This window comes from Citrobacter sp. BDA59-3 (genome assembly GCF_015167655.1).
GTDB lineage: Bacteria > Pseudomonadota > Gammaproteobacteria > Enterobacterales > Enterobacteriaceae > Phytobacter > Phytobacter diazotrophicus.
Genome location: NZ_CP063427.1, coordinates 5,253,599 through 5,277,435 on the forward strand (window position 1 = coordinate 5,253,599; position 23,837 = coordinate 5,277,435).

The window sequence follows — 23,837 nt, forward strand, 5'->3', positions numbered from 1 at the left end:
CCATGTCTGTTCGCGAAATATTTGATAACGACAACCGGGATATTTACTGCGTCAGGACGCATGCCGCTGGCCCGCAAGGCGAGCTGCCTCTGACCCCGGATATGCTGATCAACCGACCCTGCGGCGATATTTTTGGTATGACGATGAATGCCGGGATGGGCTGGTCGCCAGACGAGCTTAACCGTGATGGCATTCTGCTACTGAGCACGCTGGGCGGGCTTCGCGGGCCAGACGGGAAACCTGTCGCGCTGGCGCTTCACCAGGGCCACTACGAGCTGGATATCCAGATGAAAGCGGCAGCAGACGTTATCAAACACAATAACGCTCTGCCTTACGCGGTCTATGTCTCCGACCCGTGCGATGGCCGCACGCAGGGCACGACCGGGATGTTCGACTCGCTGCCCTACCGCAACGACGCCTCAATGGTGATGCGCCGCCTGATTCGCTCCCTGCCGGATGCCAAAGCGGTGATTGGCGTGGCGACCTGCGACAAAGGGCTGCCCGCCACCATGATGGCGCTCGCCTCTCAGCATGACAAAGCCACAGTCCTGATCCCCGGCGGCGCGACGCTGCCTGCGTTGCACGGCGAAGATAACGGCAAAGTGCAGACCATTGGCGCGCGTTTTGCCAATGGCGAATTGTCATTGCAGGGCGCTCGTCGGGCGGGATGCCAGGCCTGCGCATCATCCGGCGGCGGCTGTCAGTTCCTGGGCACGGCGGGCACCTCGCAGGTGGTGGCCGAAGGGTTAGGGCTGGCAATCCCCCACTCCGCTCTGGCGCCATCAGGCGAACCGGTGTGGCAGGAAATCGCCCGCGCTTCCGCCCGTGCAGCGCTGCAACTGACCCGGAAAGGCATCACCACGAAGGATATTCTCACCGATAAAGCCTTTGAAAACGCCATGATGGTTCACGCGGCCTTTGGCGGTTCCACCAACCTGCTGCTGCACATCCCGGCGATTGCTCATCAGGCGGGTTGTCATATCCCAACCGTGGAAGACTGGATCCGCATTAACAAGCAGGTGCCGCGCTTAGTGAGCGTGCTGCCGAACGGCCCGGTCTATCACCCGACGGTGAATGCCTTTATGGCAGGCGGCGTGCCGGAAGTGATGCTGCATCTGCGCAGCCTGGGTTTACTGCATGAAGATGTCATGACCGTCACCGGCAACACGCTCAAGGAAAACCTCGACTGGTGGGAGCAGTCTGAACGTCGGCAGATTTTCAAAGAGCTGTTATTTAAGCAAGAACAGGTTGCAGCGGACGATGTGATTATGTCGCCGCAACAGGCCGCTAAACGTGGGCTGACGTCTACTATTACTTTCCCGGTGGGCAATATCGCGCCGGAAGGATCGGTGATTAAGTCCACGGCTATTGATGCGTCGGTGATTAATGAAGAGGGCGTCTATTACCATAAAGGCGCGGCGAAAGTGTACCTCTCGGAAAAAGCCGCCATTTACGATATCAAACACGACAAAATTAAAGCGGGCGATATTCTGGTGATTATTGGCGCAGGCCCCTCCGGTACGGGAATGGAGGAGACCTATCAGGTTACCAGCGCGCTGAAACATTTGTCATATGGTAAACATGTCTCGTTAATTACCGATGCCCGTTTCTCCGGCGTCTCAACCGGGGCCTGTATTGGTCACGTCGGGCCAGAAGCTCTGGCGGGTGGGCCGATTGGTAAGCTACGTACCGGAGATATTATTGAAATTAAAATCGACTGCAAACAACTTCATGGGGAGGTGAATTTCTTAGGAACCGATGTCGATACTATTTTGCCATCGCGTGAGGAAGCAGCCGCAATATTAAATGCCCGCAATACGCATCCGGATTTAATACCTGACCCGGAATTACCGGATGATACACGTCTCTGGGCAATGCTGCAGGCCGTGAGCGGCGGGACATGGCGCGGTTGTATTTATGACGTTAATAAAATTAGTGAAGCGCTACAGGACTATATTAATAAGCCCTGAGTTAAGACATACCCATTATTAAATTATTTATTATTCGGCTGCCTGATTCAGGCAGTCTGGTAGATCACATCTGTATCCTGGAAAGAGAGGACGTTATGCCACTATTTATCGTCGTGGCAGGTATTGCTGTACTCCTGCTTTTAACTATAAGAATAAAATTAAACACCTTTGTTTCGTTAATTATCGTCTCAATCGGGGTCGCCATCGCCAGTGGAATGAACCTGAATAAAGTTGTCACCTCGGTCGAATCTGGCCTTGGCGGTACGCTGGGCCATATTGGGTTGATATTTGGTTTCGGTGTGATGCTTGGGCGTCTGTTGTCTGACGCGGGTGGCGCACAGCGTATCGCGCTGACCATGCTGAAATATTTCGGCGCGAAGAAACTCGACTGGGCGGTGGTCTGTTCGGCGTTTATCGTCGGGATTGCGCTCTTTTTCGAAGTCGGCCTGATACTGCTGGTGCCGATTATCTTCGCCATCGCCCGGGAAGCGAAAATATCACCGATGTATATGTGCGTACCGATGCTCTCCGGTTTGCTGGTTGCTCATGGCTTTCTGCCGCCGCACCCAGGCCCTACCGTGATCGCCCGTGAATATGGCGCAGATGTCGGGATGGTGCTGATTTACGGCATTATCGTGGGTATTCCGACCTTTATTCTCTGCGGTCCGCTGCTGAATAAAGTGTGCCAGCGTTTAATTCCGGATGCCTTTAAAAAAGAGGGCAATATTGCCTCTCTCGGCGCGACGAAAAGTTTTAGCGAGAGCGAAATGCCAGGCTTTGGCATCAGCTTTTTAACCGCCATGCTGCCAGTGATTTTGATGGCGCTGGTGACCATTATGCAAATGGCCCGCCCGAAAGACGCAGGCGACCCTGGCACGCTCTATAACATCTTTCTGTTTTTGGGGAACTCCACTATCGCCATGCTGATTTCGCTGTTGTTCGCGATTTACACCATGGGTGTGGGGCGTGGGAAAACCATTTCGGAACTGATGGATTCTTGCAGCAAAGCGATTGCCGGGATTGCCGGTCTGCTGCTGATTATCGGCGGCGGCGGTGCGTTTAAGCAGGTACTGATTGACTCCGGTGTGGGTCAGTACATTTCGACGCTGGTGTCGGGGATGGATATCAACCCGATTCTGATGGCCTGGGGTGTGGCGGCGTTCCTGCGAATCTGCCTGGGTTCAGCCACGGTGGCGGCGATCTCTACGGCCGGGCTGGTCATCCCGCTGCTGGCGGCGCATCCTCATACCAATCTGGCACTGATTACGCTGGCAACAGGGGCGGGTTCCTGCATCTGTTCGCACGTGAATGATGCCAGTTTCTGGATGATTAAGGATTTCTTCGGCCTGACCACCAAAGAGACGTTGTTGTCCTGGACGCTGATGTCGACCCTGCTCTCCATCTGCGGCCTGCTGTTTATCTTACTGGCGAGTATGGTGATGTAAGTCTTCCCCCCTCACCCCACCCCTCAGAGAGAATAAAGTGTAGCCCGGATAAGCGTCAGCGTATCCGGGCTTTTATATTCCTTTTTTATATTCCTTTTTATATTTCATTGCATGACAACCCCAATAATACGGCTTAAAAATATTCATGCAGCTTATAAATAAAACCCTATAATCACCCCTTAAAATATTTAAAAAATAAATAAAAAAACCCTAAAGATTCATTAAAAAAATACCATAGCGCTAAATAAAAGCAGCGTGTGACAGCGCTCAACAAATTAGTATGGAATACAAACTAAATAAGCAAAAACACTTTACATGAGCAGTATTCCTGGCAATAAATATGCAAAAAAGGACATCAAAGTCAGTTAATCCTTACGATTAAGTATGGAAAGCAAACTAAAGGGTATTCATTATGACGCCAGTGGTTCCCAATACCTTACGCCAGATGAACGCGACGCTGGTGCTCAATATCATTCGTGAGCAGGGTCCATTATCACGCGCGCAAATCGCAAAAATCAGTGGACTGACCAAAGCGACCGTTTCAGAAATTATTAACGATTTACTGCTGGAGAAAATCATTTTTGAAGGCGGCGTTAGCGAACAAACCGGGCAAGGAAGAAAAGGCATTCTGATTAATTTTGATCCACACGCCAGGCTGGGGATTGGCATCGATCTGGGCGGAACGAAAATTACCTTTTCGCTGTTTAATCTCGATGCCACGATTTTGTATGAAAAACGCGAAGCGACTTACCAGACCGACGATCGTAATGCCTTTATTGACCAGTTATCCAATAGCATCGCCAGCTTTATCGTGGAAAGTGGTATTGAATATCGTCGTATCGGCGTCATTGGTCTTGCGACGCCCGGCATTATCGATATCAGTAATGGCGTAGTGCTGGAAGGCTCGCCCAATCTGCCTGACTGGTCTCGTCTTCCCCTGGCGGATGAGCTAACAAAGCGGCTTTCTCTGCCGGTCATCCTGGAGAATGACATTCGTGCCGCGCTGGTGGGCGAGATGTGGTGCGGTAAATGTCGCAACAGCAACAGCGCCGCGCTAATTGGCATCGGGACTGGCTTAGGATCAGCGCTGCTGATGGACGGTAAAATCATTCGTGGTGTCAATAATGCAGCGGGCGAGATTGGTTACATGATTTTTAACCGCGGCCAGCTCTATAAAAACTGGCGCAATAAGGGGTGCTTTGAAAGCTACTGCTCAGGCTCTGGTATCAGCGACAGGTTTAAAGAACTGACAAGCCAGACGCTTTCGCTGGAAAAGATAATGTCATACGTACACAAGGGCGACCCACTGGCCTGCGCACTGCTCGATGAGATGGCCGATTATTTAGCCATGGGGATTATTAATCTCGTGGCGATGGCAAACCTGCAAAAAGTGGTGTTAACCGGCGGTGTCACCCACGTGGCGGACTATTTCTTACCCCGCGTGCAGGCCACTCTCGATAGACAGCTTTTCACCAATACCCACGTCACCGTGGAATTATCAGAATTACGCGAAAAAGCACCGCTTTATGGCATCGCCATTCTGGCGCTTTCCGCTATTTATCCCGCAATTCAATTTATGCCAGACGCACAAATTAATTAGTGTCAGTCACCTGACGACAAGGAGAACATAATGGCAGGAATCCATTTGCATCCGCACGATATTCTGGACGAAGGAATGGAGAACATTCTGCAACGCATAGACGGCATGCAGAACGTCGAACATTTATTTGTCGAATTAAATACCATTTTTGAACGTAATCCGTATCCCGTTGGCGTATTACCGCATAACCCGGTACACGAATCGGTAATGGGCAACGGCATGTTGCACGTCAATATTGATAATCCCGATACGCGTCTGCAGCAGAAAATAGACCCCGGCGTGCTGGCGGGCAACGACCCTTTGCGCCGGGTTCAACAGGCGACAGAAGGCACTCGCTATAAAGTGATTCCCTGGGTAAACATCCTGAACGGGGATTTTAGTGGTGATATCGCCAACAACCAGGTCGTTGATTATCGTGGCCGGGTCATCAAGTACTGGCTATGCCCCAATGCGCCGGATGTAGCCGATTACTGGCAAAAAACGTTCAGCCGCATCAAGAGTCTTTACGGTTACGACACCTTCCTGATTGACCGTATCCGCTTTCCTGACTGGGCCGGAAAAGAGGTCAATCCCGCCGGGCTTTTTACCTGTTTCTGCCCACACTGCCAGCAGGCCATGAAAGCGCAGGGCCTCGCGCCAGAGGAAGTCAAAGACGAGCTGGATAAAATCGCTGCCGCCCTAGCCGAAGGGGACTTCGCTTATCCCGTTGAGGCGTTTCGCGATAACCCCATCATTGCCCGTTGGGTTGCGTTTCGCCAGCAAAGCGTTACCGGGCTGGTCGAACGTATCCTGAAAAACGTGAAAGAGAACATTGGCGATATCCATTTCTGGCTCGACCTGTGGCCACCGGCCTACAGTTGGATCCTCGGACAGGATTACCGCGCGCTGACGCGTCTTTCCGGCACGCTGAAACATTTCCCTTACCACAAACTCGGGGGCGGTGCGGACGTACAGGGGCTGGTCAATTTCTTTGCCTGCGATGAAGCCGCGCTTGAACCCGCTTTTGAGGCGTTTAAAAAGTTGTTCAACCTGCCTTACGCGCTCAGCTACGAGGACTTTAAAGTCTCCGGCTTCCCGATCAGTTTCGTCAAAGAGCAAAACGATCGGGTACGCCAGCTCTCGCAGGAAGGTACTTTTATTTTCAGCGGTATACAGATGTGGAATCTGCCGCCAGAACAGTTGCTGGAAGCGGTACGCGCCGCAAAAGCCAGCGCCTGCGATGACCTGCTCTATTACTGCTACGGATGGGCTGATCAGGCGTTGTTTGACGCCATCGGAGAATATGAACTACGCAAGGAAGCTGAATAATGACGAATGCGCAAAAATGGAAAGTTTTTTTCCTGCTATTTATGACCATGTTTTTGCTGGGCGGGATTCAGAACACCAAAGGGCTGATCCTTGAACAGGTACAGCACAGCATTGATCTCAATATGGGCCAGGTAGGGACGCTAATTACCCTGTTTCAGATTGGTTTTCTGATTTCCAGCCTGCTGACAGGCTACCTGACCGACAAAAAAGGTCTGAAAATCATGATGCTGGTGGGCTCGCTGTTGATGATTGCCGGCCTGATGGGCACCAGCCTTGCCTATACCGTGGCGCTGTTCTTTGGTTTCTATCTGGTGATTGGTCTGGGCATTGGCTCGATGATGGTCTCCATCGTGACCGTCATTCCGACCTTCTATAAAGACAAAGCCGGAATGATGTTCAATATTTCCAACGCCATGTTTGGCGTCGGGATGATTGTCACCCCGCTGATCCTGCATCAGTTGTTCGCCAACAGTGTCTCCTGGCGCGCCTTCTACGTTGGCATCGCCGTTATCGTCGCCGTGCTGGTGCTGGTTCTGAGCACGTTGAAGCTGGAGAGCAATGCCCAGTCCAGCATGAAGCTGAGCGACTTTATTGAGCTGCTGACCCAGAAACACATCATGGTCGTGATCGCCTTCCTGCTGTTCTATGTGGCAGCAGAAGCGGCGTTCCTGAACTTTTTCCCGATTTTCTACGCCGCACTCGATATCGCAGACCTGGACGCCGCCGGTAAGGCTGCGAAAGCCGCTTATGTCATTTCCTCGTTTGCCGGGCTGTTTACCATTGGCCGCGTGATTGGCGGTTTTATCACCCTGAAACTGGGCGAGCGCCGGACGCTGATTTGGTTCTCGATTCTGTCGCTGGTTTCCATCATCGTCAGCCGCATGCTGGTAGTGGAGTTCGTCTACCTGTTCATGCTGTTCGGCTTCGCCATGTCCGTGCTGTTCCCGACGGCGGCAGCCATTGCCACGCGCCTTACCCGCAAAAGCGGTTCGGTGATGGGGCTGATTTATGTCGCCTCTGGCTTCGGCGGCGCGCTGGCCGGGTCGGTCATAGGTCAGGTCTCCGACAATTACGGTATCTCGACGGGCTTTAACTTCATCATCGCTTTCGTCGCCGTGTTCTTTGTCCTTGCAATGCTAATAAAAGAAAAAGCGCAGTAAACGTTGTACTTTTGGCAGCAGTTTGCCCCCGGCTCTCCCGTGCAACTGCTGCCTTTTTTAAAACCAACAGCGGCGCAATGACCGCTGCGGCTGAGCGGTTATTTAGAGACATCGGTCCCGAAGTAGGTATTGGAAATCTTCTGGTAGGTCCCGTCAGCTTTAATGCCGTCCAGGGCTTTATTGATTGCCTGTTGCAGCTCCCCTTCATTCTTACGAATCAGGACACCCACCTGTTCTGCATCATTTTGCGACGCCACAATTTTCACCGGTGCATCCGGCTTGTGTTTCTTGAAGTCGAGGAATGACAGGTTGTCATTGATGGTGGCATCCGCACGCCCCTGGGCAACTAACGATACCGACTGATCAAAGCCATCGGTCCCCACCACCTCCGCGCCGTATTTACGCGCCAGTTGCGCATAGTTACTGGTCAGCGTGTGGGCAGATTTCTTGCCTTTGAGGTCATCGAAGCTCTTGATCGCCGTGTTATTGCTATTAACAATCAGCACCGCTTTGGAGGAAATATAGGGTTCGGAGAAATCAAATTTCGCCTTACGCTCCGGGGTGATCGACACCTGATTGATGACCGCGTCGTAACGTTTAGCGTCGAGCCCGGCAATCAGGCCATCCCATTTGCCTTCGACAAATTCCGCCTTCACGCCAACACGTTTAGCGATTTCGCGACCAATCTCCACATCAAACCCCACCAGTTTTCCAGAGGCATCATGGTAGGTGAACGGCGGATAGGTGCCTTCAGTACCAATTTTTAACACCCCGGCAGATTTGATAGTGGCCAGATCGTCTGCCGCGAAAGCAGCATGGGAAACGCTCAGTTGAATGGCGCTTGCCAGCAATGCAGTGACTAATACTTTCATCATTAGCTCCTTAAAGAGTTGCCGTGTTGTTGTTTTAAATTTCCCAGGAATCGGGAAGGGTGTCGGTCAGGGTGGAAATAAACAGTTGTGTTCGCGTCTTTTTCGCCTGGGTGAAGATGGCTTTCGAGGTACCACTCTCCACAATGTGCCCGGACTCCAGGAAGACAACCTGGTTGGCGATATTCGCCGCCAGCCGTAAATCGTGTGTCGCCATCAACATGGTTGTCCCCTCCTGGGCGAGCTGGCGCAGGACGGCAACGACTTCCAGCGACAATTCAGGATCGAGCGCCGACGTCGGTTCGTCGCAGAGCAAAACTTTCGGCGACGGAGCCAGTGCACGGGCAATCGCTACGCGCTGCTGCTGGCCGCCAGAGAGCATGGCAGGCCAGGCGTCGCGTTTATGCAGCATGCCCACTTTGGTGAGTAACTCTTCCGCCCGCGCTTTGGCTTTGGCAACGGGCCATTTCTGCACCACCACCAGCCCGCGCATGATGTTTTCCAGCGCCGTTAAGTGCGGGAATAGCTGAAAGTTCTGGAAGACCATACCGGTCTGCTGGCATATGCGCCGGATATCTTTTTTCTTCGGTTTGGCATGGCCATTAAATGAAATATCTTCGCTGCCAATTTTCACCGTTCCGGCCTGTGGAATTTCCAGCAAATTGACGCAGCGTAATAATGTACTTTTTCCACTACCGGAGGGACCAATTAATGCCGTGACGCTGCCTTCCGGAAGTGTAAGAGAGATATCGTGCAGTACTTTCTGCGAACCAAAACTTTTCTCAATTCCGGATAGCGTTATCATTATTATTTTCCTTAACCACGGTATTTCTTTCTAATCGGGTTTCCAGGTGCGACTGTAAATACGATAAGACGGAACTGATCAACAGATAGAGGAGCGCTGCTTCGCTATAAAGAATAAGCGGCTGGTAGGTGACGGCGGCAATACGTTGCGCGGCGAGAAACATCTCCGGAACCGTAATCACCGATGCAAGCGAAGTGTCTTTTACCAGCGAAATAAAGGTATTTGATAATGGCGGAACCGCCACGCGCGCCGCCTGTGGCAAAATGATGTGCCGCAGCGACTGGCTCCAGCTCATGCTGATGGAGTGTGCCGCTTCCCACTGGCCTTTTGGCACCGAGAGCAAGGTCGCCCGGATCACTTCCGAGGTATAGGCGCCAATATTCAGCGTAAAGCCAATCACCGCCGATGGAAACGCATCGAGCGTGATACCCGCATTTGGTAATGCATAGAAAATAAGGAACAGTTGCACCAGTAAGGGGGTACCGCGAATAATCCAGACATAGAAGCGCACCAGGCTTTTCAGCGGCGCAGGTCCATATAAACGAATTAACGCCACAACGAACCCCAGAATTAATCCAAGGACGAAGGTAATCAATGTTAATGGAATAGTAAATGTCAGCCCGGCATGCAGCATTGGCCAAAATGAATCTATTGCTAACGATAACCAATCAGGCACACTTCACCTTCCCTGAAAATGATTATTTCAGTTGTTATAAATTAGATGACATCAATATATTTTATAAGGCGAGTCTACCACGGGGTTATTGCGGATGTATCGAGATATACCAGGAATGCTTATGCATTTGAAGCATAAAGGTAAAATCAGATTTTTTATAAAAGCCAACTGTCCGGCACAAAGAAGCCAGTGTAAATCCCTTTCAGGACATACTGACGTTTCTTTCAAAGACCAATACTAGTCATACGTCTTGTTCACGCACATTCATAAAATCTTCACTAGCGGTTTCGCCATCAAACCAACTTTCCCAGTCTATCTTCCTGGGGACTTCAATTAACGGTTGAGATGAAACATCCTTTTCACCCACTGGCTTAGATGGTTGATCGCTACATTTATATAGCCTTTGGCTGCACATTTCTCTTCCTTGAATTTGATGTGATCCAAAACCAGCCTAAATTATACGATAACCTAATGTTAGTTACCCCGTATCCCATTCTGCGAATACGGGGTAATCTCTTAATCAAATCTGTGCCAGACCGCCGTCGACAAACAGCTCAATACCGTTGATGTAGCTCGCATCATCCGAGGCGAGGAACGTGATGGCGCTGGCAACCTCAGAAGGCTGGCCAATACGGCCTGACGGTACCTGTTCGGAGAGCCAGGACTTGGTGCCTTCCGCCTGTTCACCACCGCCAAACAGCTCATTCAGTCCGGCGGTATCGGTCAGGCCAGGGCTTACGGCATTGACGCGAATACGGCGCGGTTTAAGATCCAGAATCCAGCTACGGGCAAAGTTACGTACCGCCGCTTTGGTGGCCGAATAAACACTGAATGCCGGCGTACCTTTCACGCTGGTGGTCGAGGCCGTCAACACAATGGAGGCGCCATCTTTAAGCAGCGGTAGCGCTTTTTGCACGGTGAAAAGCACGCCTTTTACGTTGGTGTTAAAGGTCTGCTCGTAATGCTGTTCGGTAATTTCACCAAGGGGCGCAAAGTCGCCGCCGCCCGCATTCGCCACCAGCACATCAATCTGGCCATGCTGTTGCTGAATCACATCATAGAGGTGGTCGATATCGGCCAGTTGCCCCATATCGCCACGCACGCCGACCACGCTGCCGCTAATGGCCTGTACCGCATTGTCCAGTGCTTGCTGGCGACGCCCGGTGATGTAAACATGCGCCCCTTCTGCTGCGAAGGCTTTTGCTGTTGCCAGGCCGATGCCGCTGGTACCGCCAGTCACTACCACCACTTTGTTGCTGTATCTGTTCATTTTACGCTCCGGTTTATTCCGTTGGGTTAGTGATGATGAAGATACCAGTGGAACGATAGTGCAAAAAGATAGCAATTATGCTACCTATCGTTCTATTAAAGGAACGATGAGGCGACAATGCGTACCGATCTGAATGACTATCGCTATTTTGCCGAGGTGGTGCGCCACGGGGGTTTTGCCGCCGCAGGCAGGGCACTGCACGAACCAAAATCAAAACTCAGCCGTCGGATTGCCGAGCTGGAATCTCGCCTCGGCGTACGGCTGATTGAGCGAACCAGCCGCCGTTTTCGCGTCACCGAAGTGGGCGAGGCGTTTTATCAGCGCTGCCGGGCCATGTTGCAAGAGGCTGAGCAGGCAGAGGCGTTGATTATCAATGCCCATGCCGAGCCGCATGGCCTGGTGCGTTTTAGCTGCCCGACCGGGATGGTGGAGGTGGTTTCCGACACGCTGATGGCCTATATGCACCGCTACCCGAAGGTCCGGCTGCAAATCCTTGCTCTCGACAGGCCCGTGGATTTGATTAATGAGCGCATTGATGTGGCCCTGCGCGTGCGTACGCAGCTTAATAGCGATGCGGAACTCATCATGCGCACGCTGGGTACTTCGCACCGCATTCTGGTTGCCAGCCCTTCGCTGGCGCGGCGTGCGGGGGAGGATATCGCCACGCTGAATACCCTGCCCACGCTCAGCACTAACGATGGCGACGCCGAAGTGGAATGGCCGCTGGAAAACCGTGATAAGCAAAGCATGATGTTTCGTCACGAGCCAATGATGAGTTGTAGTGATTTTGCGGCGGTGCGTACGGCGGCAAGTCAGGGGCTCGGCGTGGCGTTTTTGCCGGAGCACTTTTGCCATCGCGCATTAGAGAAGGGGGAGCTGGTGCAGGTATTCCCGCAGTGGCGCAGCGTGCCGGGGATAGTTCACCTTGTATTCACTACGCGCAAAGGGTTGCCGCCTGCGGTCAGGGCTCTGATAGACAGTCTCGCCGCCTATTTTGCGACGTTGACGAGGTTGTAGTGCTCATCCGGGGCATCCCCGGCGGCGCTGCGCTTGCCGGGGCTACGGGCGCACCGCATCCGGGATATTCCCTTTCATACCGTGAGCAGCGACGAACGGATAATGCTGCCAGGCATCATCTCCTGCAAACCGGCAGCCAGCTCATCGCCTGCGGCGTGCAAGGCATCAATCGGCATCTCCGGCAGGCTTTCCAGGATAAACCACATCTGGCTATCGGTCGCACTCAGGCGGGTACGCACCCCCTGCCGCCAGTTCCAGCGGCGGCACGTCACTCCGAGATCGTCACGCCACACCACTTCACCGGGCTCCGGCGACTCTTCCGCCAGTTGCCCGTCTTTCATCATGTCAAAACGCTCTGTCCCTTCGGCGATAACCAGCCTCGGTGCGCCCACATACGCGGCAAGATTCTCGCCGCCCACCGGAATCGCATAGCGCAAACTGATGGCGTTATAGAGATCCACCACCGGATCAATCGCCGCCATCGAACCGTCACGCAACACCCGTTTTCGCAGCGCGTCGGCAGAACATGGCGTGCGTTTTGGCTTCGCACCGAAACGTTTAAACACCTCGCTCCACGCATCCAGATGCGCCTGCGCCCAATCAGGGCCACCCGCCACCACCTCTGCACAGGCACGCGCCAGCGCCGCTTCTCCCACCTGAGGATGCCTTAACGGTGCGGCCTCCACCAGCATGCTAAGCGCACGAAACTGTGGTGCAATGCGGGCGATACCGGCGTCGATTGACGGCTGAACAGAAAGCATCGGATAATCCTTTTAGTGACTAATTTATCCCATAGTAGTGACCGATGACCAAAAAAGTCAATATACCGACCGACTCAGGTGCCGACCTCCAGACCGTTAGCCAGGCCGTGGCGGTGCGAATTAAAGCGTTTCGCCAGCAACAAAAACTATCGCTGGACGAACTGTCCCGCCGGGCAGGTGTCAGCAAAGGCATGCTGGTCGAGATCGAAAAATGTCTGGCCAACCCCAGCATCGCGATGCTCTGTAAAATCGCCGCGGCGATGGGCGTTTCCGTGGCGGATATTGTCGATGTGACCAGTAAACCCGCCGTCCACCTGATTGATGCCGGGGATATCCCGGTACTCTGGCACGGGGATAAGGGCGGTTCGGCCCGCTTACTGGCAGGCACCAGTGGACCCGACATGCTGGAAATGTGGCGCTGGCATCTGTTTCCCGGCGAACGTTTTAGCTCACCGGGTCATCCGACTGGCACCTTTGAACTACTGCATGTGGAGCAAGGCACATTGACCGTCACCGTCGATGAAACCGTCCTGGCCGTCACGCAGGGCAGCTCCGCCGTAGCCCGGACCGATGCGCCCCATGCCTATGCCAACGACAGTGATGAAGAAGTATGGTTTACCATGACGGTCAGTGAACGCCATTCATGAGTTAGTCTTTTAACCCCATTCTGCCGCCCGCAATTCGATTCCATCGCTCCAGCTCGCCGTTACTCTGTAGCCGCACAGCCGGGCTCCCCCCTGAGACACTCATGAATGTCTCTCATAAGTCCTTTTCGATTTCCCCGACTAATCAATCCCGGCGGCACTGCGTAAACTTAATCCTGTGGTTTTTACCTTTCAGGAGAAGAAAATGAAAATTATCCGTAGTGGTTCTGTCCCCTCCGCACCCGGCCCGGAGGCCTATTTTACCGGCCGCGTGCGCCTCGACGCCCCGTTCCAGACCGATGCTCCGGCGCGCGTTGGCGGCGCGACTGTCACCTTTGAACCGGGTGCGCGCACGGCATGGCATACCCATCCACTCGGCCAGACGCTGATCGTCACCCACGGCAAAGGCTGGATCCAGTGTGAAGGGGAATCCATTGAGGAGATGAACCAGGGCGATATCGTCTGGATCCCGCAGGATGTGAAGCACTGGCATGGCGCAACGCCAGACAATGCGATGACCCATATCGCTATCGCCGAATCACAAAACGGCAGCCCGGTTACCTGGCTGGAGCAGGTATCGGATGAACAATATCGTCGCTAGCTTCGGCGTAGCGCCGCTGTAAATCTTGCTTAAACGCGTCGCGCAGGGAAGCGGGCGAATGGATGCTGACATCCGGTAGCCAGTAGCGCAGCCAGCGAAACAGCGTGTGCGGGTCGCGAATGTCACATGAAATTGTCATGCCACCATCGTCGTGCCGTTCCACCAGGCGTTGAGCAGGAAAAAGCGGGCGTCGGCTGACGAATTTCGCCGCATGAGCCGAAATCCGTAATTGCACCTCTGTCTTTTTGCCAAAGCGAATATCCGAGCCTGCTTCCAGCTCCTCCAGCACCAGTGGATCGGCCATGAAGCGGTTTGTCCCTGGCGCAAACTGGGAAATCAGCGCCAGCTCGAAGGCCTTGAGCGTGCCCGCATCCACCGCCGCCAGATACCACAAACCATAATGGTTTATCAGGCGATACGGCTGAACGCAGCGGTTTTTTTCACGGTAGCGGTACGTGACTTCCTGCCGGGCGGCGATAGCCTGATTGAGCTGGCCTATCAGGTCATCCATGGTGTAATTTTCCCGGCTACTGACACCATGAAAAGCGATGTTATCCCGGTTTTTCATGCTGTTACGTAGCGACTGTCCGTCCCGACGAGGGAACAGATGCGCAACGCCCGCGAAATCAGCAAATTCCGCCAGGTGCCCGGTATGGAGTGTCGGCAGCAGATGCGTGCTCAGGCGATAACGGCCAGGCGAGACCTGATCCAGCAAGTGGCCAAGCCGCGCCAGGTCCCGGTACGCGGTGCGCGCCGTAATGCCAAATTTCGTGCATAACCATGCCTTATCGATGGTATTTCCCTGATAAAGGACCGAGAAAATTTCGCACAGTCGCTCAATCAGCACATCGTGTTTCTTTGCGTGACTTTCCTTCATTGTTCCCTGTCCCGAACGACAAGTCAGAAGGTGCTTACGCGGCGGCAATCACCTGCCGGACTTGTACGGTAATACGTGGCGTTCATCAAAAGGTTTAACGGCAGGGGCGACAAAAACTCCAACCGAACAACAGGAAAAATTGTCTCAGGTCATGCAAAACTACAATTTTTAGGTGGGAAAAGCGCACCGGATGGCGCATAACCATCCGGTTTTGTGCCTTACTGACCGGCGTTATTCAGCGCCGCGATATCCTCACTGGAAAGGACCAGCGACACCGCCGTCACGAAGCTCTCCACATGGGCGATTTTTGTGGCGCTGGCGATAGGCGCAGTCACACCAGGCTGAGCGATAAGCCAGGCTAGCGCTACCTCAGCGGGTTTCACATTATGTTTCGCCGCCACCTTGTCCACCGCATCCAGAATGGCAAAGCCGCGTGCATTCAGGTACTTGTTGATGCCCTGCCCGCGCTGACTCTGGCTGAGATCGTTTTCGCTGCGGTATTTGCCCGACAGAAAACCCGACGCCAGGCTGTAGTAGGTCACCACACCGATATTTTCCCGAACCGTTAACTCCTGCAGTTTTCCTTCAAAACTGTCACGGTCATACAGGTTATATTCCGGTTGCAGTACCTGATAGCGCGGCAAGCCGTTGTCATCCGCCACCTTCAGAGAAGCCTGTAACTGTTCCGCATTGAGATTTGACGCCCCGACCGCACGGATTTTCCCGGCTTTAAGCAGCTTTTGGTATGCTCCCAGGGTTTCGTCATACGGCGTTTCGCTGTCCGGCCAGTGGGAGAAATACAAGTCGATGTAGTCGGTTTGCAGACGGCGCAATGAGTCCTCGACCGCCTGTTCAATCCAGCGTGCGGAAAGGCCTTTTTTGCCAGGTGCGCCCAAATCAGCGCCGACTTTCGTAAAAAGAGTCACTTTTTCACGCACGCCAGGATGGGCGGCAAACCACTTACCAATGATGGTTTCCGATTCGCCGCCTTTGTTACCCGGCGCCCACGCAGAGTAAACGTCCGCGGTGTCGATTGCCGTGAAGCCTCGCTCCAGCAATGCGTCCAGCAAACTAAAACTCTGCTTCTCATCCACGGTCCAGCCAAATACGTTACCGCCAAAAACCAGCCGGGGGATCTGTAAACCCGTGGTACCTAATGAACGTAAAGCCATTCGCACATACCTTTTAGATGACGGACTGAACCCGGCACTCCTTGCGTCGCCAGCCCGGACAACATTAGGCGCTGATTTACGCCTTTTCGCCGCATTCCTCACTGAACGCGATCCCTGATTTTTTATGTGGCTTCAACAATAGTCGCCTATCACCATATCAGGGGTTAGCAAAACGTGGCTTTTTGAAAGCTGAATATTGTCTGACGATAGACGCACAGGGCATACCCCACCACTCAGGGCCGACGGGGTGTGTGGAGATGCAGGATGAGCAAATCAGGGCTGTGGGTGAAACGCCGGGTGGGTATGCAGCAACGCGGTAATCGCGCGCAGAGGTTCGCGTAACACGCTGTGCAACTGGCGAATTGCCGGAGAGAACTGCTTGCGGTGCGGGCAAATCAGGTTGAGGGGCGCCGCTTCGCCGGGGTGCTGCGGTAAGAGTACTTCCAGCCTGCCCGCCTGAACGTCCGCGCTGATATCAATCCACGATTTGTAGATGATGCCCATCCCTTCCAGCGCCCAACGGCGGGCAACATCCGCATCGTCGCACAGCATTCGACTTTTAACGATAAGCTGGCGGCGCATACCGTCTTCCGGGAAACTCCATTTGTCATAGACGTGGCTGTTCATGGTAAACAGCAGGCAGTGGTGATTGACGATGTCGTCGAGGATTTGCGGTCTGCCGTGTTGTTGCAGATAAGCCGGCGAGGCGGCCAGTACGCGGCGGTTATCTTCTGCCAGCGGTAGTGCGACATAGCTACTGTTATCCAGCACGCCATAGCGAATCGCGATGTCCACCGGGTCGCGAAAGACATCGCTGATTTCATCGGAGAGCGACAGACGCAGCGAGATTTTGGGGTACTGCTGGCAAAACCGGGTGATAAGCGGCAAGAGCACGTTGCGGCCAATATCAGACGGCACGGCCACACGCAGTTCGCCCTGAATGTCGTTGTCGCTGCTGTGCAGACTTTCCGCCCCCGCATGCACCACGGCCAGCATCTCCTGAGCGAAGGGCAGATATTTTTCGCCCTCAGTGGTCAACCGCAGACTGCGGGTCGAGCGCGCAAACAGGCGCTTGTCGAGGTCGCGCTCCAGACGGTGCACGGCGGCGCTGACCTGCCCCGGCAACAGCCCCGCCTCTCGCGCCGCACTGGAGAAACTGCCCAGCGCAGCAGAGCGAACAAATAAGGTGACATCTTCAAGGCGAATCATGCTTTCTCCTGCCGGGCTTACGGTCAGCCCTCTTTTTGCCAGAAAAAACCACAGGCGCAAAGCGCCATGACATTATTTTCACTCCCGGAGGGAAAGTGCTGCACAGCGGAGGTGATTTATCTCGTCACTATTTGTGTTTATTCTCGACCTACCAGACGGGGCGGCAAGTCCCGTATTTATTTCATTTTCCTGCCGGAGAAAGACGATGACTTTAGATGATGCTGTGCTTGCCCGCCATACCGTTAAAGCCTTTGAAGGGGGTAAAACCCTGCCGCAGGAGCAGATTGAGACGCTGCTTAATGTACTACAAAACAGCCCCTCTTCGGTAAACTCCCAGCCGTGGCATTTTGTGGTGGCATCGACGGTCGAAGGCCGTGCCGCGATTGCAAAATCCACCACCGGCGCTTTCATTTACAACGAACCTAAAGTGCTGAATGCCTCGCACGTTATTGCACTTTGCATGCGTACAGATCTGGATGATCAGCATCTGCAAAAGGTGCTGACGCAGGAGAGCGCAGATGGCCGTTTCGTTGCCGAAGGCGCGCAGGCAGGCCAGGATAAGAGCCGTCGTTCTTATGTGGATATGCACCGCTATGAATCCCGTGATATTCCGCAGTGGATGGAGAAACAGGTTTATCTGGCGCTGGGCGGCCTGCTGCTGGGCGCGGCGATGTTAGGTATCGACGCAACGCCGATGGAAGGTTTTGATCAACGTGCGCTGGACCTCTCGCTGGGTCTGCGTGAAAAAGGGTTGACCAGCGTGGTGCTGGTGTCGCTCGGTTACCGCAGCGAAAGTGATTTCAACGCCGCATTGCCGAAATCCCGCCTGCCGCGTGAAGAGATTTTTACCTTTATTTGATGGTGAATGCTGCACGCGTGCTGTTTGCGGCATTTCCCCCTCACTCTAACCCTCTCCCTCAAGGGCTGAGGAATCCCCACAAAAATGCGAGCACGAACGGTCCCCTCTCCCTGAGGGAGAGGGCCAGGGTGAGGGGGAAAATGCGGCTCTGATGGTCATTCCGTTCACCTTATGTTCCTTGCTTTTCTGTCGCGACAGAACCCGTGAACGTGCCAGGGTGGCTCACCGCCGCCACCCTGGCGACCCGGGCTCCCGGCCAGGAAAATCGCCGCTGGCGCGGTCCATGATGCTTATGTCGGCTGACTTTCGGGTCGGGGACCAGCCTGCGTCCTTGCAGGCTATCCCCTCCGCCCGCTTCCCTGCGGACGGCCCCGGTCAGCCGCCAACGCCTCATCGATTTTCAGCCGGACCCTGTCATCGCTGTCACTGTTTTATTCTTATTACGCGGCGTTATCGCTGTAAGACGTAAGATTACTGGGGATTCCTCACCCCTCAAGGGAGAGGGGACCGTACTGCGTGCGCGATGCATCCGGGGATCCCCTCTGCATCAAAGAAGAGCGGTTGTCCTCTTTTTTATGACTTCCCGCCTCCTTCACTCTTTTATCAATCATTTTCGGGTGTCAAACTGGGCGATTTACAACCCCTGGGGTTGGTTTATTTGTACCCCACGCAAACGACATGCAAGGATGACAATAATGAAAAAAGCACATAATGAAGTCAGTAAGTTTCTGAGCTACGTTCTGCGCCATCAACCTGAAGCCATTGGTCTGGAACTGGATAGCGAAGGGTGGGCGAACATTGATGCACTGATCGCAGGCGCGGCAGGCCAGGGGCCATCACTGGACAAACAACTCATTGAGGCGGTCGTGGAAGGCAGTGATAAAAAGCGCTTCGCCCTCTCAGAAGACGGGCTGCGTATTCGTGCTGTTCAGGGGCACTCGACGGCGAAAGTCGATATCGCCTTTACTGAAAAAAAACCACCGGACATCTTGTACCACGGCACCGCCAGCCGTTTTCTTTCCGCCATTCTTGCAGAAGGATTAACCGCACAGTCGCGACAATATGTTCATCTCTCCGCCGACCGGGAGGTGGCCATCCAGGTCGGACAGCGTTACGGTACGCCGGTGGTGCTGGAAATTAACGCATTAGCCATGTTCGGGCAGGGTTATCCGTTCTATCAGGCGGAGAATGGCGTCTGGTTGACCCGGCAGGTTGCGGTGGAATTTATCAGCCAGTGATCCCGGCGTTAAAAAAGCCTCCGGACGGAGGCTCTCTTTAAATGTTAACGCTTGATCATCTCAGGAATAATTAAATCCCCGCGCACCACACAAGAGCCCAGCGCGCTTTGGGTTTTTTCGTTGAGCCACGCGACAATCCGCGCCGCCATCGAGTCTATGGAGTACTCAATCGCCGGGATTTTTGGAACCCCCGGCAGATGCAGTGACCCCGCCAGGCTAAAGACCATGATGTCGCCCGGTACGGATTTATTGAACGCCTGCAACTGCGGGATCACCCGCTGCGCTTCCTGCTCATCGGCAACCAAAAGGGCGTTGAAATTCAAGGTAGTAGCATTGTTGAGCAATACCTGCAACGCCACAGATGACGAGGTGTCATCCATAAAGACCAGGTTGCGATTAAACGGCAGGAAATTGTTTTCCAGCGCATGCTTATAACCGAGCAGTACCTGGTCCGCCGGGCCGCTGGTATCCGGGTGGATGAGGGCAATCTGGCGTCTCCCCTGGCTTATCAGGAAATTACAGGCCGTTTCAGCCGCGAACGCGTGGTCGAACTGGATACTGTTTGGCGTTTCTGACTCCGCGCAATCCACCAGAATGACATTCTCGTCGTTGATATTCAGCGGGAAACGGGCGCCGATAATCAACACATCGTCGCACAACCCACAGGTAAGTTCTTCCAGCGCACTCAGCACCCCCGCTTTGCTGTTGGCAAAGCGCAGCAGCAAATGTTTCTGACTTTGGCTGAGGTGTTTTTCCAGCGCGTAAAGATATGCGGTGGTCTGGTTGATATTGTCCTGGGCGCAAATCACACCGATGCAGCCTGTCGACTGGCTGAGTAAGGACTGTGCGATAACATTGGGCCGATAATTCAGCTCATCGACCGCTTTCAGTACTGCAAGGCGGCTGGCTTCCTTAACGCCGCGCGAACCACTCAACACCCGTGAGACTGTGGCTTTGGACACCCCAGCTAAACGTGATACATCGTTGATTGTAGACATCTTTCTCCCCTGACAGACGACTAATTTACGCCTGAAAATACCAAGTCCAGCAATGGTTCATAATATAACCATTCGCAGTATATCCTTTTCTTTTTTTCATGGAAACCGATTTTCCATTTGGACTCTATTGCTATCAGAATCCATCCAAATTCCGTGACCTGAATCCAGAAAAAAGCGCTTATATCAATGAGACTTTGATACCCATCACACTTCTTTTGCGATGAGATGGAAACCGGTTTCCGTATGATATCCAATCATCCCCGCAATAACTTTTTACATTCGAGGAAGGTCAAGATGTTCAGGATTATGTTGTGTTGCTCCGCCGGTATGTCTACCAGCCTGTTAGTCAGGAAAATGGTTGAAGAGGCGCAGCAACGGAATTTGCCGGTCGAGATCGATGCGTACGGTGTGGCTGAATTTGATATGCAGTTTCCACGATACCAGGTCGTGCTTCTCGGACCGCAAGTGAAATATATGTTAAATACGCTGTCAGAAAAGGCCGCCGCCGCCGGTATCCCCGTGCAGCCCATCAATCCGATGGACTACGGGATGCAGCGTGGCGATAAAGTACTGGACTATGCACTGTCGCTGATTGAAGCGGCGCACTAAAAGGTGAACCCATGAGTTCGTTATATCAGTCTATGATTGGCGTCATTGAGCAGTCCATTACCCCGCTTGCGGGCAAACTCGGACAGCAGAAATACGTTATCGCTATCCGCGATGGCTTTACCGCCGCGCTGCCGTTCATGATCATCGGCTCGTTTATGCTGGTGTTTATTTTCCCGCCGTTCTCCCCGGAAACGACCAACGGTTTTGCCCGCGCCTGGCTGGATTTTTCAACCGAATATCGCGCACAGCTAATGTTGCCTTTCAACCTGAGCATGGGGGTCATGACCTTCTTCATTTCTGTCGGTATCGGCGCGAGCCTGGGCCGTCAGTTTAATCTTGACCCGGTGATGACCGGCCTGCTGGCATTTATGGCGTTCCTGCTGGTAGCGGCCCCCTATCATGAAGGACAGATTTCCACTCAGTACCTCTCCGGCCAGGGGATCTTCACCGCACTGCTGACGTCAATTTACTCCGCTCGCGTTTATGCCTGGCTCAAGCAGCACAACATCACTATTCGCCTGCCGAAAGAGGTGCCGACCGGTGTTGCCCGCTCGTTTGAAATCCTGATCCCGGTTCTGGTGATTATCGGTACGCTGCATCCGCTGAACCTGTTTATTGAAGCGCAAACTGGCATGATCCTGCCGCAGGCGATTATGCACCTGCTGGAACCGCTGGTCTCCGCATCAGACTCACTGCCTGCCATTCTGCTCTCTGTGCTGCTGTGCCAGATCTTCTGGTTTGCCGGTATCCACGGTTCGCTTATCGTCACCGGCATCATGAACCCCTTCTGGATGGCAAACCTCTCCGCCAACCAGGCTGCTCTGGCCGCAGGCGCTGCATTACCGCACGTTTACCTGCAAGGTTTCTGGGACCACTACCTGCTGATCGGCGGCGTGGGTTCAACCTTACCGCTGGCCTTTTTGCTGCTGCGTAGCCGCGTTGCGCACCTACGGACTATCGGCAAAATGGGCGTTGTGCCAAGCTTCTTCAACATCAATGAACCGATTCTGTTCGGCGCACCGATCATCATGAACCCGATGCTGTTTATCCCGTTCGTCTGTGTCCCTCTGGTAAACGCCATTCTGGCGTATGCGGCAACCCGCATGGGCTTACTGGCGCAGGTCGTCTCACTGACGCCATGGACAACACCGGCACCGATTGGCGCATCCTGGGCAGCCAACTGGGCATTCAGTCCGGTGGTGATGTGCGTGATTTGTATGGTGATGTCCGCACTGATGTACCTGCCGTTCCTGCGTGCTTACGAACGTTCATTGATGAAGACCGAAGAGCAAAAAGCGCAGAACAGCGCACCGATGGCGGAAACCGTCGGCAGTAACTGAACAAGGAGAGAAAAATGAAATATGCATTTCCCGAAAACTTTTGGTGGGGCAGCGCCAGTTCCGCGCAACAAACCGAAGGGGAAAGCTTACAGGGCGGGAAGAGCGCCACAACATGGGATGCCTGGTACGCCAGCCAACCCTGGCGCTTTCATCAGCAGGTGGGCCCGCAGGATACGTCCACCTTTTACCAGCACTGGCGCGAAGACATCGCCCTGTTAAAACAACTGAACCACAACAGCTTTCGTACCTCAATAAGCTGGAGCCGACTGATTCCTGACGGTACCGGTGAGGTGAATACCCAGGCCGTTGCGTTTTACAGCACCATGCTTAACGAACTGGTGGAACAGGGCATCGAACCGTTTATCACTCTGTTCCACTTCGACATGCCGATGGTGATGCAGGAGAAAGGCGGCTGGGAAAATCGCGAAGTGGTTGAGGCATTCACCCGCTACGCGCAGATCTGTTTCGACCTGTTTGGTCATCAGGTGAAGCACTGGTTTACCTTCAACGAACCCATTGTGCCAGTTGAAGGGGGTTATCTGTATGACTTCCATTACCCGAACGTGGTGGATTTCAAACGGGCAGCCACAGTGGCATACAACACGGTACTGGCTCATGCCAGCGCGGTGCGGGCGTTTCGCGCCGGGCGTCATCCTGGTGAGATCGGCATTGTGCTCAACCTGACGCCGTCGTATCCACGTTCACAGCACCCGGCGGATGTGAAAGCTTCGCACCATGCGGATCTGCTGTTTAACCGCAGCTTCCTCGATCCGGTACTGCGGGGTGAATACCCGGCGGACCTGGTGGCTTTGCTGAAAGAGTATGATCAGCTTCCTGAGTGCCATCTGGGCGATAAGGAGCTGATTGCCGACGGGAAAATAGACTTACTGGGCATTAACTATTACCAGCCGCGGCGGGTGAAATGCCGGGACAGCGCCGTTAACCCAGAGTCACCGTTTATGCCGGAATGGCTGTTTGATTATTACGAGATGCCGGGGCGAAAAATGAACCCTTATCGCGGCTGGGAAATTTATGAGCCGGGTATTTACGATATTTTGGTTAATCTTCGTGATAATTATGGCAACCCACGCTGCTTTATTTCTGAAAATGGAATGGGTGTCGAGAATGAACAGCGCTTTATTGAAAACGGGCAAATAAACGATCAGTACCGGATTGCATTTATTGCCGATCACCTTAAATGGCTGCATAAAGGAATTAGCGAAGGCTGTAATTGCCTTGGTTATCATATGTGGACCTTTATTGATAACTGGTCATGGTGTAACGCGTATAAAAATCGCTACGGTTTTGTTCAGCTCGATTTAGAAACCCAGAAACGTACCGTTAAGAAAAGCGGAGAATGGTTTGCCGCCACCGCGAAAAATAATGGTTTTGATGAAGAGTAAATAAAT

23 protein-coding genes are annotated in these 23,837 nt (G+C 53.5%); 13 read left to right on the forward strand and 10 right to left on the reverse strand.

Features of this window, described 5'->3' with window-relative positions; all coding sequences use genetic code 11:
* Positions 1–2: 2 nt before the first annotated feature.
* From IP582_RS24760 to IP582_RS24780, 5 genes are all read left to right on the forward strand, one after another.
* The gene (locus IP582_RS24760) at positions 3–1,970 is read left to right on the forward strand and encodes a YjhG/YagF family D-xylonate dehydratase (RefSeq protein WP_193794711.1); all 1,968 of its coding nucleotides are present in this window, start codon (positions 3–5) and stop codon (positions 1,968–1,970) included.
* Between the two features lie 95 nt (positions 1,971–2,065).
* On the forward strand, positions 2,066–3,415 hold the full coding sequence (locus IP582_RS24765; RefSeq protein ID WP_039080081.1) for a GntP family permease: 1,350 nt from the start codon (positions 2,066–2,068) through the stop codon (positions 3,413–3,415).
* Between the two features lie 412 nt (positions 3,416–3,827).
* The gene (locus IP582_RS24770; RefSeq protein WP_193794712.1) at positions 3,828–5,015 is read left to right on the forward strand and encodes an ROK family transcriptional regulator; all 1,188 of its coding nucleotides are present in this window, start codon (positions 3,828–3,830) and stop codon (positions 5,013–5,015) included.
* A 30-nt stretch (positions 5,016–5,045) separates the two neighbouring features.
* Positions 5,046–6,323, forward strand: coding sequence for a hypothetical protein (locus IP582_RS24775; protein ID WP_193794713.1), 1,278 nt, complete (start codon positions 5,046–5,048; stop codon positions 6,321–6,323).
* On the forward strand, positions 6,323–7,483 hold the full coding sequence (locus IP582_RS24780; RefSeq protein ID WP_193794714.1) for a sugar MFS transporter: 1,161 nt from the start codon (positions 6,323–6,325) through the stop codon (positions 7,481–7,483). Before IP582_RS24775 ends, IP582_RS24780 begins: the two co-directional genes overlap by 1 nt.
* Positions 7,484–7,581: 98 nt before the next feature.
* Here the strand turns inward: IP582_RS24780 and IP582_RS24785 are convergent, their stop codons facing one another.
* The 4 genes from IP582_RS24785 to IP582_RS24800 all read right to left on the reverse strand — a co-directional run bounded on the left by IP582_RS24785 (position 7,582) and on the right by IP582_RS24800 (position 11,103).
* Positions 7,582–8,355 carry an amino acid ABC transporter substrate-binding protein gene (locus IP582_RS24785; protein ID WP_193796345.1) on the reverse strand — a complete coding sequence of 258 codons (774 nt, stop codon included), beginning with the start codon at positions 8,353–8,355 and terminating at the stop codon, positions 7,582–7,584.
* 34 nt (positions 8,356–8,389) lie between these two features.
* Positions 8,390–9,157 carry an amino acid ABC transporter ATP-binding protein gene (locus IP582_RS24790; protein ID WP_039080076.1) on the reverse strand — a complete coding sequence of 256 codons (768 nt, stop codon included), beginning with the start codon at positions 9,155–9,157 and terminating at the stop codon, positions 8,390–8,392.
* Entirely contained in the window at positions 9,135–9,833 is a 699-nt protein-coding gene (locus IP582_RS24795) for an amino acid ABC transporter permease (RefSeq protein WP_193794715.1), read from the reverse strand. Before IP582_RS24795 ends, IP582_RS24790 begins: the two co-directional genes overlap by 23 nt.
* Positions 9,834–10,353: 520 nt before the next feature.
* The gene (locus IP582_RS24800; RefSeq protein ID WP_193794716.1) at positions 10,354–11,103 is read right to left on the reverse strand and encodes an SDR family NAD(P)-dependent oxidoreductase; all 750 of its coding nucleotides are present in this window, start codon (positions 11,101–11,103) and stop codon (positions 10,354–10,356) included.
* Between the two features lie 117 nt (positions 11,104–11,220).
* On the opposite strand from IP582_RS24800, the gene IP582_RS24805 reads away from it, so the two are divergent.
* Positions 11,221–12,120: a LysR family transcriptional regulator gene (locus tag IP582_RS24805; protein WP_039080073.1), complete on the forward strand. Its 900-nt coding sequence runs from the start codon at positions 11,221–11,223 to the stop codon at positions 12,118–12,120.
* A 74-nt stretch (positions 12,121–12,194) separates the two neighbouring features.
* On the opposite strand, the gene IP582_RS24810 is transcribed toward IP582_RS24805, so the two are convergent.
* On the reverse strand, positions 12,195–12,881 hold the full coding sequence (locus IP582_RS24810; RefSeq protein ID WP_193794717.1) for a B3/4 domain-containing protein: 687 nt from the start codon (positions 12,879–12,881) through the stop codon (positions 12,195–12,197).
* Between the two features lie 44 nt (positions 12,882–12,925).
* Here IP582_RS24810 and IP582_RS24815 point away from each other — a divergent pair, with 44 nt between their 5' ends.
* Positions 12,926–13,528: an XRE family transcriptional regulator gene (locus tag IP582_RS24815; RefSeq protein ID WP_193794718.1), complete on the forward strand. Its 603-nt coding sequence runs from the start codon at positions 12,926–12,928 to the stop codon at positions 13,526–13,528.
* 202 nt (positions 13,529–13,730) lie between these two features.
* The gene (locus IP582_RS24820) at positions 13,731–14,126 is read left to right on the forward strand and encodes a cupin domain-containing protein (protein WP_193794719.1); all 396 of its coding nucleotides are present in this window, start codon (positions 13,731–13,733) and stop codon (positions 14,124–14,126) included.
* On the opposite strand, the gene IP582_RS24825 is transcribed toward IP582_RS24820, so the two are convergent.
* The 3 genes from IP582_RS24825 to IP582_RS24835 all read right to left on the reverse strand — a co-directional run bounded on the left by IP582_RS24825 (position 14,083) and on the right by IP582_RS24835 (position 17,384).
* Positions 14,083–15,003 (reverse strand): WYL domain-containing protein, encoded by a 921-nt coding sequence (locus tag IP582_RS24825; RefSeq protein WP_193794720.1) that lies wholly within the window; start codon positions 15,001–15,003, stop codon positions 14,083–14,085. The two genes, IP582_RS24820 and IP582_RS24825, sit on opposite strands and share 44 nt — an antisense overlap.
* A gap of 218 nt (positions 15,004–15,221) precedes the next feature.
* On the reverse strand, positions 15,222–16,175 hold the full coding sequence (locus IP582_RS24830) for an aldo/keto reductase (RefSeq protein ID WP_193794721.1): 954 nt from the start codon (positions 16,173–16,175) through the stop codon (positions 15,222–15,224).
* A 273-nt stretch (positions 16,176–16,448) separates the two neighbouring features.
* Positions 16,449–17,384, reverse strand: a complete 936-nt coding sequence (locus tag IP582_RS24835) for a LysR family transcriptional regulator (protein WP_039080067.1) — start codon at positions 17,382–17,384, stop codon at positions 16,449–16,451.
* A 205-nt stretch (positions 17,385–17,589) separates the two neighbouring features.
* On the opposite strand from IP582_RS24835, the gene nfsB reads away from it, so the two are divergent.
* Positions 17,590–18,243 carry an oxygen-insensitive NAD(P)H nitroreductase gene (gene nfsB, locus IP582_RS24840; protein WP_193794722.1) on the forward strand — a complete coding sequence of 218 codons (654 nt, stop codon included), beginning with the start codon at positions 17,590–17,592 and terminating at the stop codon, positions 18,241–18,243.
* A gap of 169 nt (positions 18,244–18,412) precedes the next feature.
* Here nfsB and IP582_RS24845 read toward each other — a convergent pair whose 3' ends face one another.
* Positions 18,413–18,637: a hypothetical protein gene (locus IP582_RS24845; protein ID WP_193794723.1), complete on the reverse strand. Its 225-nt coding sequence runs from the start codon at positions 18,635–18,637 to the stop codon at positions 18,413–18,415.
* 301 nt (positions 18,638–18,938) lie between these two features.
* Between IP582_RS24845 and IP582_RS24850 the strand changes: the two genes are divergently transcribed.
* Positions 18,939–19,481, forward strand: a complete 543-nt coding sequence (locus IP582_RS24850; RefSeq protein ID WP_193794724.1) for an RNA 2'-phosphotransferase — start codon at positions 18,939–18,941, stop codon at positions 19,479–19,481.
* A gap of 44 nt (positions 19,482–19,525) precedes the next feature.
* On the opposite strand, the gene IP582_RS24855 is transcribed toward IP582_RS24850, so the two are convergent.
* Positions 19,526–20,479 (reverse strand): LacI family DNA-binding transcriptional regulator, encoded by a 954-nt coding sequence (locus tag IP582_RS24855; RefSeq protein ID WP_039080064.1) that lies wholly within the window; start codon positions 20,477–20,479, stop codon positions 19,526–19,528.
* Positions 20,480–20,773: 294 nt separating this feature from the next.
* On the opposite strand from IP582_RS24855, the gene IP582_RS24860 reads away from it, so the two are divergent.
* The 3 genes from IP582_RS24860 to IP582_RS24870 are packed head-to-tail and all read left to right on the forward strand — an operon-like array spanning position 20,774 to position 23,831.
* Complete coding sequence (locus IP582_RS24860) at positions 20,774–21,088, forward strand: PTS sugar transporter subunit IIB (protein ID WP_071195117.1); 315 nt, start codon at positions 20,774–20,776, stop codon at positions 21,086–21,088.
* Positions 21,089–21,099: 11 nt separating this feature from the next.
* Positions 21,100–22,428: a PTS sugar transporter subunit IIC gene (locus IP582_RS24865; RefSeq protein WP_039080062.1), complete on the forward strand. Its 1,329-nt coding sequence runs from the start codon at positions 21,100–21,102 to the stop codon at positions 22,426–22,428.
* Between the two features lie 14 nt (positions 22,429–22,442).
* The gene (locus IP582_RS24870; protein WP_071195118.1) at positions 22,443–23,831 is read left to right on the forward strand and encodes a glycoside hydrolase family 1 protein; all 1,389 of its coding nucleotides are present in this window, start codon (positions 22,443–22,445) and stop codon (positions 23,829–23,831) included.
* The last annotated feature ends 6 nt before the right edge of the window (positions 23,832–23,837 follow it).

What these genes read in the sequence shown, in the direction of transcription:
- IP582_RS24765 (WP_039080081.1), top strand. Translation starts at nt 2,066, where the DNA reads ATGCCACTATTTATCGTCGTGGCAGGTATTGCTGTACTCCTGCTTTTA.
- IP582_RS24780 (WP_193794714.1), top strand. Translation starts at nt 6,323, where the DNA reads ATGACGAATGCGCAAAAATGGAAAGTTTTTTTCCTGCTATTTATGACC.
- IP582_RS24835 (WP_039080067.1), bottom strand. Translation starts at nt 17,384, where the DNA reads ATGATTCGCCTTGAAGATGTCACCTTATTTGTTCGCTCTGCTGCGCTG.
- IP582_RS24770 (WP_193794712.1), top strand. Translation starts at nt 3,828, where the DNA reads ATGACGCCAGTGGTTCCCAATACCTTACGCCAGATGAACGCGACGCTG.
- IP582_RS24775 (WP_193794713.1), top strand. Translation starts at nt 5,046, where the DNA reads ATGGCAGGAATCCATTTGCATCCGCACGATATTCTGGACGAAGGAATG.
- IP582_RS24790 (WP_039080076.1), bottom strand. Translation starts at nt 9,157, where the DNA reads ATGATAACGCTATCCGGAATTGAGAAAAGTTTTGGTTCGCAGAAAGTA.
- IP582_RS24855 (WP_039080064.1), bottom strand. Translation starts at nt 20,479, where the DNA reads ATGTCTACAATCAACGATGTATCACGTTTAGCTGGGGTGTCCAAAGCC.
- IP582_RS24870 (WP_071195118.1), top strand. Translation starts at nt 22,443, where the DNA reads ATGAAATATGCATTTCCCGAAAACTTTTGGTGGGGCAGCGCCAGTTCC.
- IP582_RS24815 (WP_193794718.1), top strand. Translation starts at nt 12,926, where the DNA reads ATGACCAAAAAAGTCAATATACCGACCGACTCAGGTGCCGACCTCCAG.
- IP582_RS24830 (WP_193794721.1), bottom strand. Translation starts at nt 16,175, where the DNA reads ATGGCTTTACGTTCATTAGGTACCACGGGTTTACAGATCCCCCGGCTG.
- IP582_RS24860 (WP_071195117.1), top strand. Translation starts at nt 20,774, where the DNA reads ATGTTCAGGATTATGTTGTGTTGCTCCGCCGGTATGTCTACCAGCCTG.
- IP582_RS24760 (WP_193794711.1), top strand. Translation starts at nt 3, where the DNA reads ATGTCTGTTCGCGAAATATTTGATAACGACAACCGGGATATTTACTGC.
- IP582_RS24845 (WP_193794723.1), bottom strand. Translation starts at nt 18,637, where the DNA reads ATGAGGCGTTGGCGGCTGACCGGGGCCGTCCGCAGGGAAGCGGGCGGA.
- IP582_RS24850 (WP_193794724.1), top strand. Translation starts at nt 18,939, where the DNA reads ATGAAAAAAGCACATAATGAAGTCAGTAAGTTTCTGAGCTACGTTCTG.
- IP582_RS24825 (WP_193794720.1), bottom strand. Translation starts at nt 15,003, where the DNA reads ATGAAGGAAAGTCACGCAAAGAAACACGATGTGCTGATTGAGCGACTG.
- nfsB (WP_193794722.1), top strand. Translation starts at nt 17,590, where the DNA reads ATGACTTTAGATGATGCTGTGCTTGCCCGCCATACCGTTAAAGCCTTT.
- IP582_RS24820 (WP_193794719.1), top strand. Translation starts at nt 13,731, where the DNA reads ATGAAAATTATCCGTAGTGGTTCTGTCCCCTCCGCACCCGGCCCGGAG.
- IP582_RS24800 (WP_193794716.1), bottom strand. Translation starts at nt 11,103, where the DNA reads ATGAACAGATACAGCAACAAAGTGGTGGTAGTGACTGGCGGTACCAGC.
- IP582_RS24785 (WP_193796345.1), bottom strand. Translation starts at nt 8,355, where the DNA reads ATGAAAGTATTAGTCACTGCATTGCTGGCAAGCGCCATTCAACTGAGC.
- IP582_RS24810 (WP_193794717.1), bottom strand. Translation starts at nt 12,881, where the DNA reads ATGCTTTCTGTTCAGCCGTCAATCGACGCCGGTATCGCCCGCATTGCA.
- IP582_RS24805 (WP_039080073.1), top strand. Translation starts at nt 11,221, where the DNA reads ATGCGTACCGATCTGAATGACTATCGCTATTTTGCCGAGGTGGTGCGC.
- IP582_RS24865 (WP_039080062.1), top strand. Translation starts at nt 21,100, where the DNA reads ATGAGTTCGTTATATCAGTCTATGATTGGCGTCATTGAGCAGTCCATT.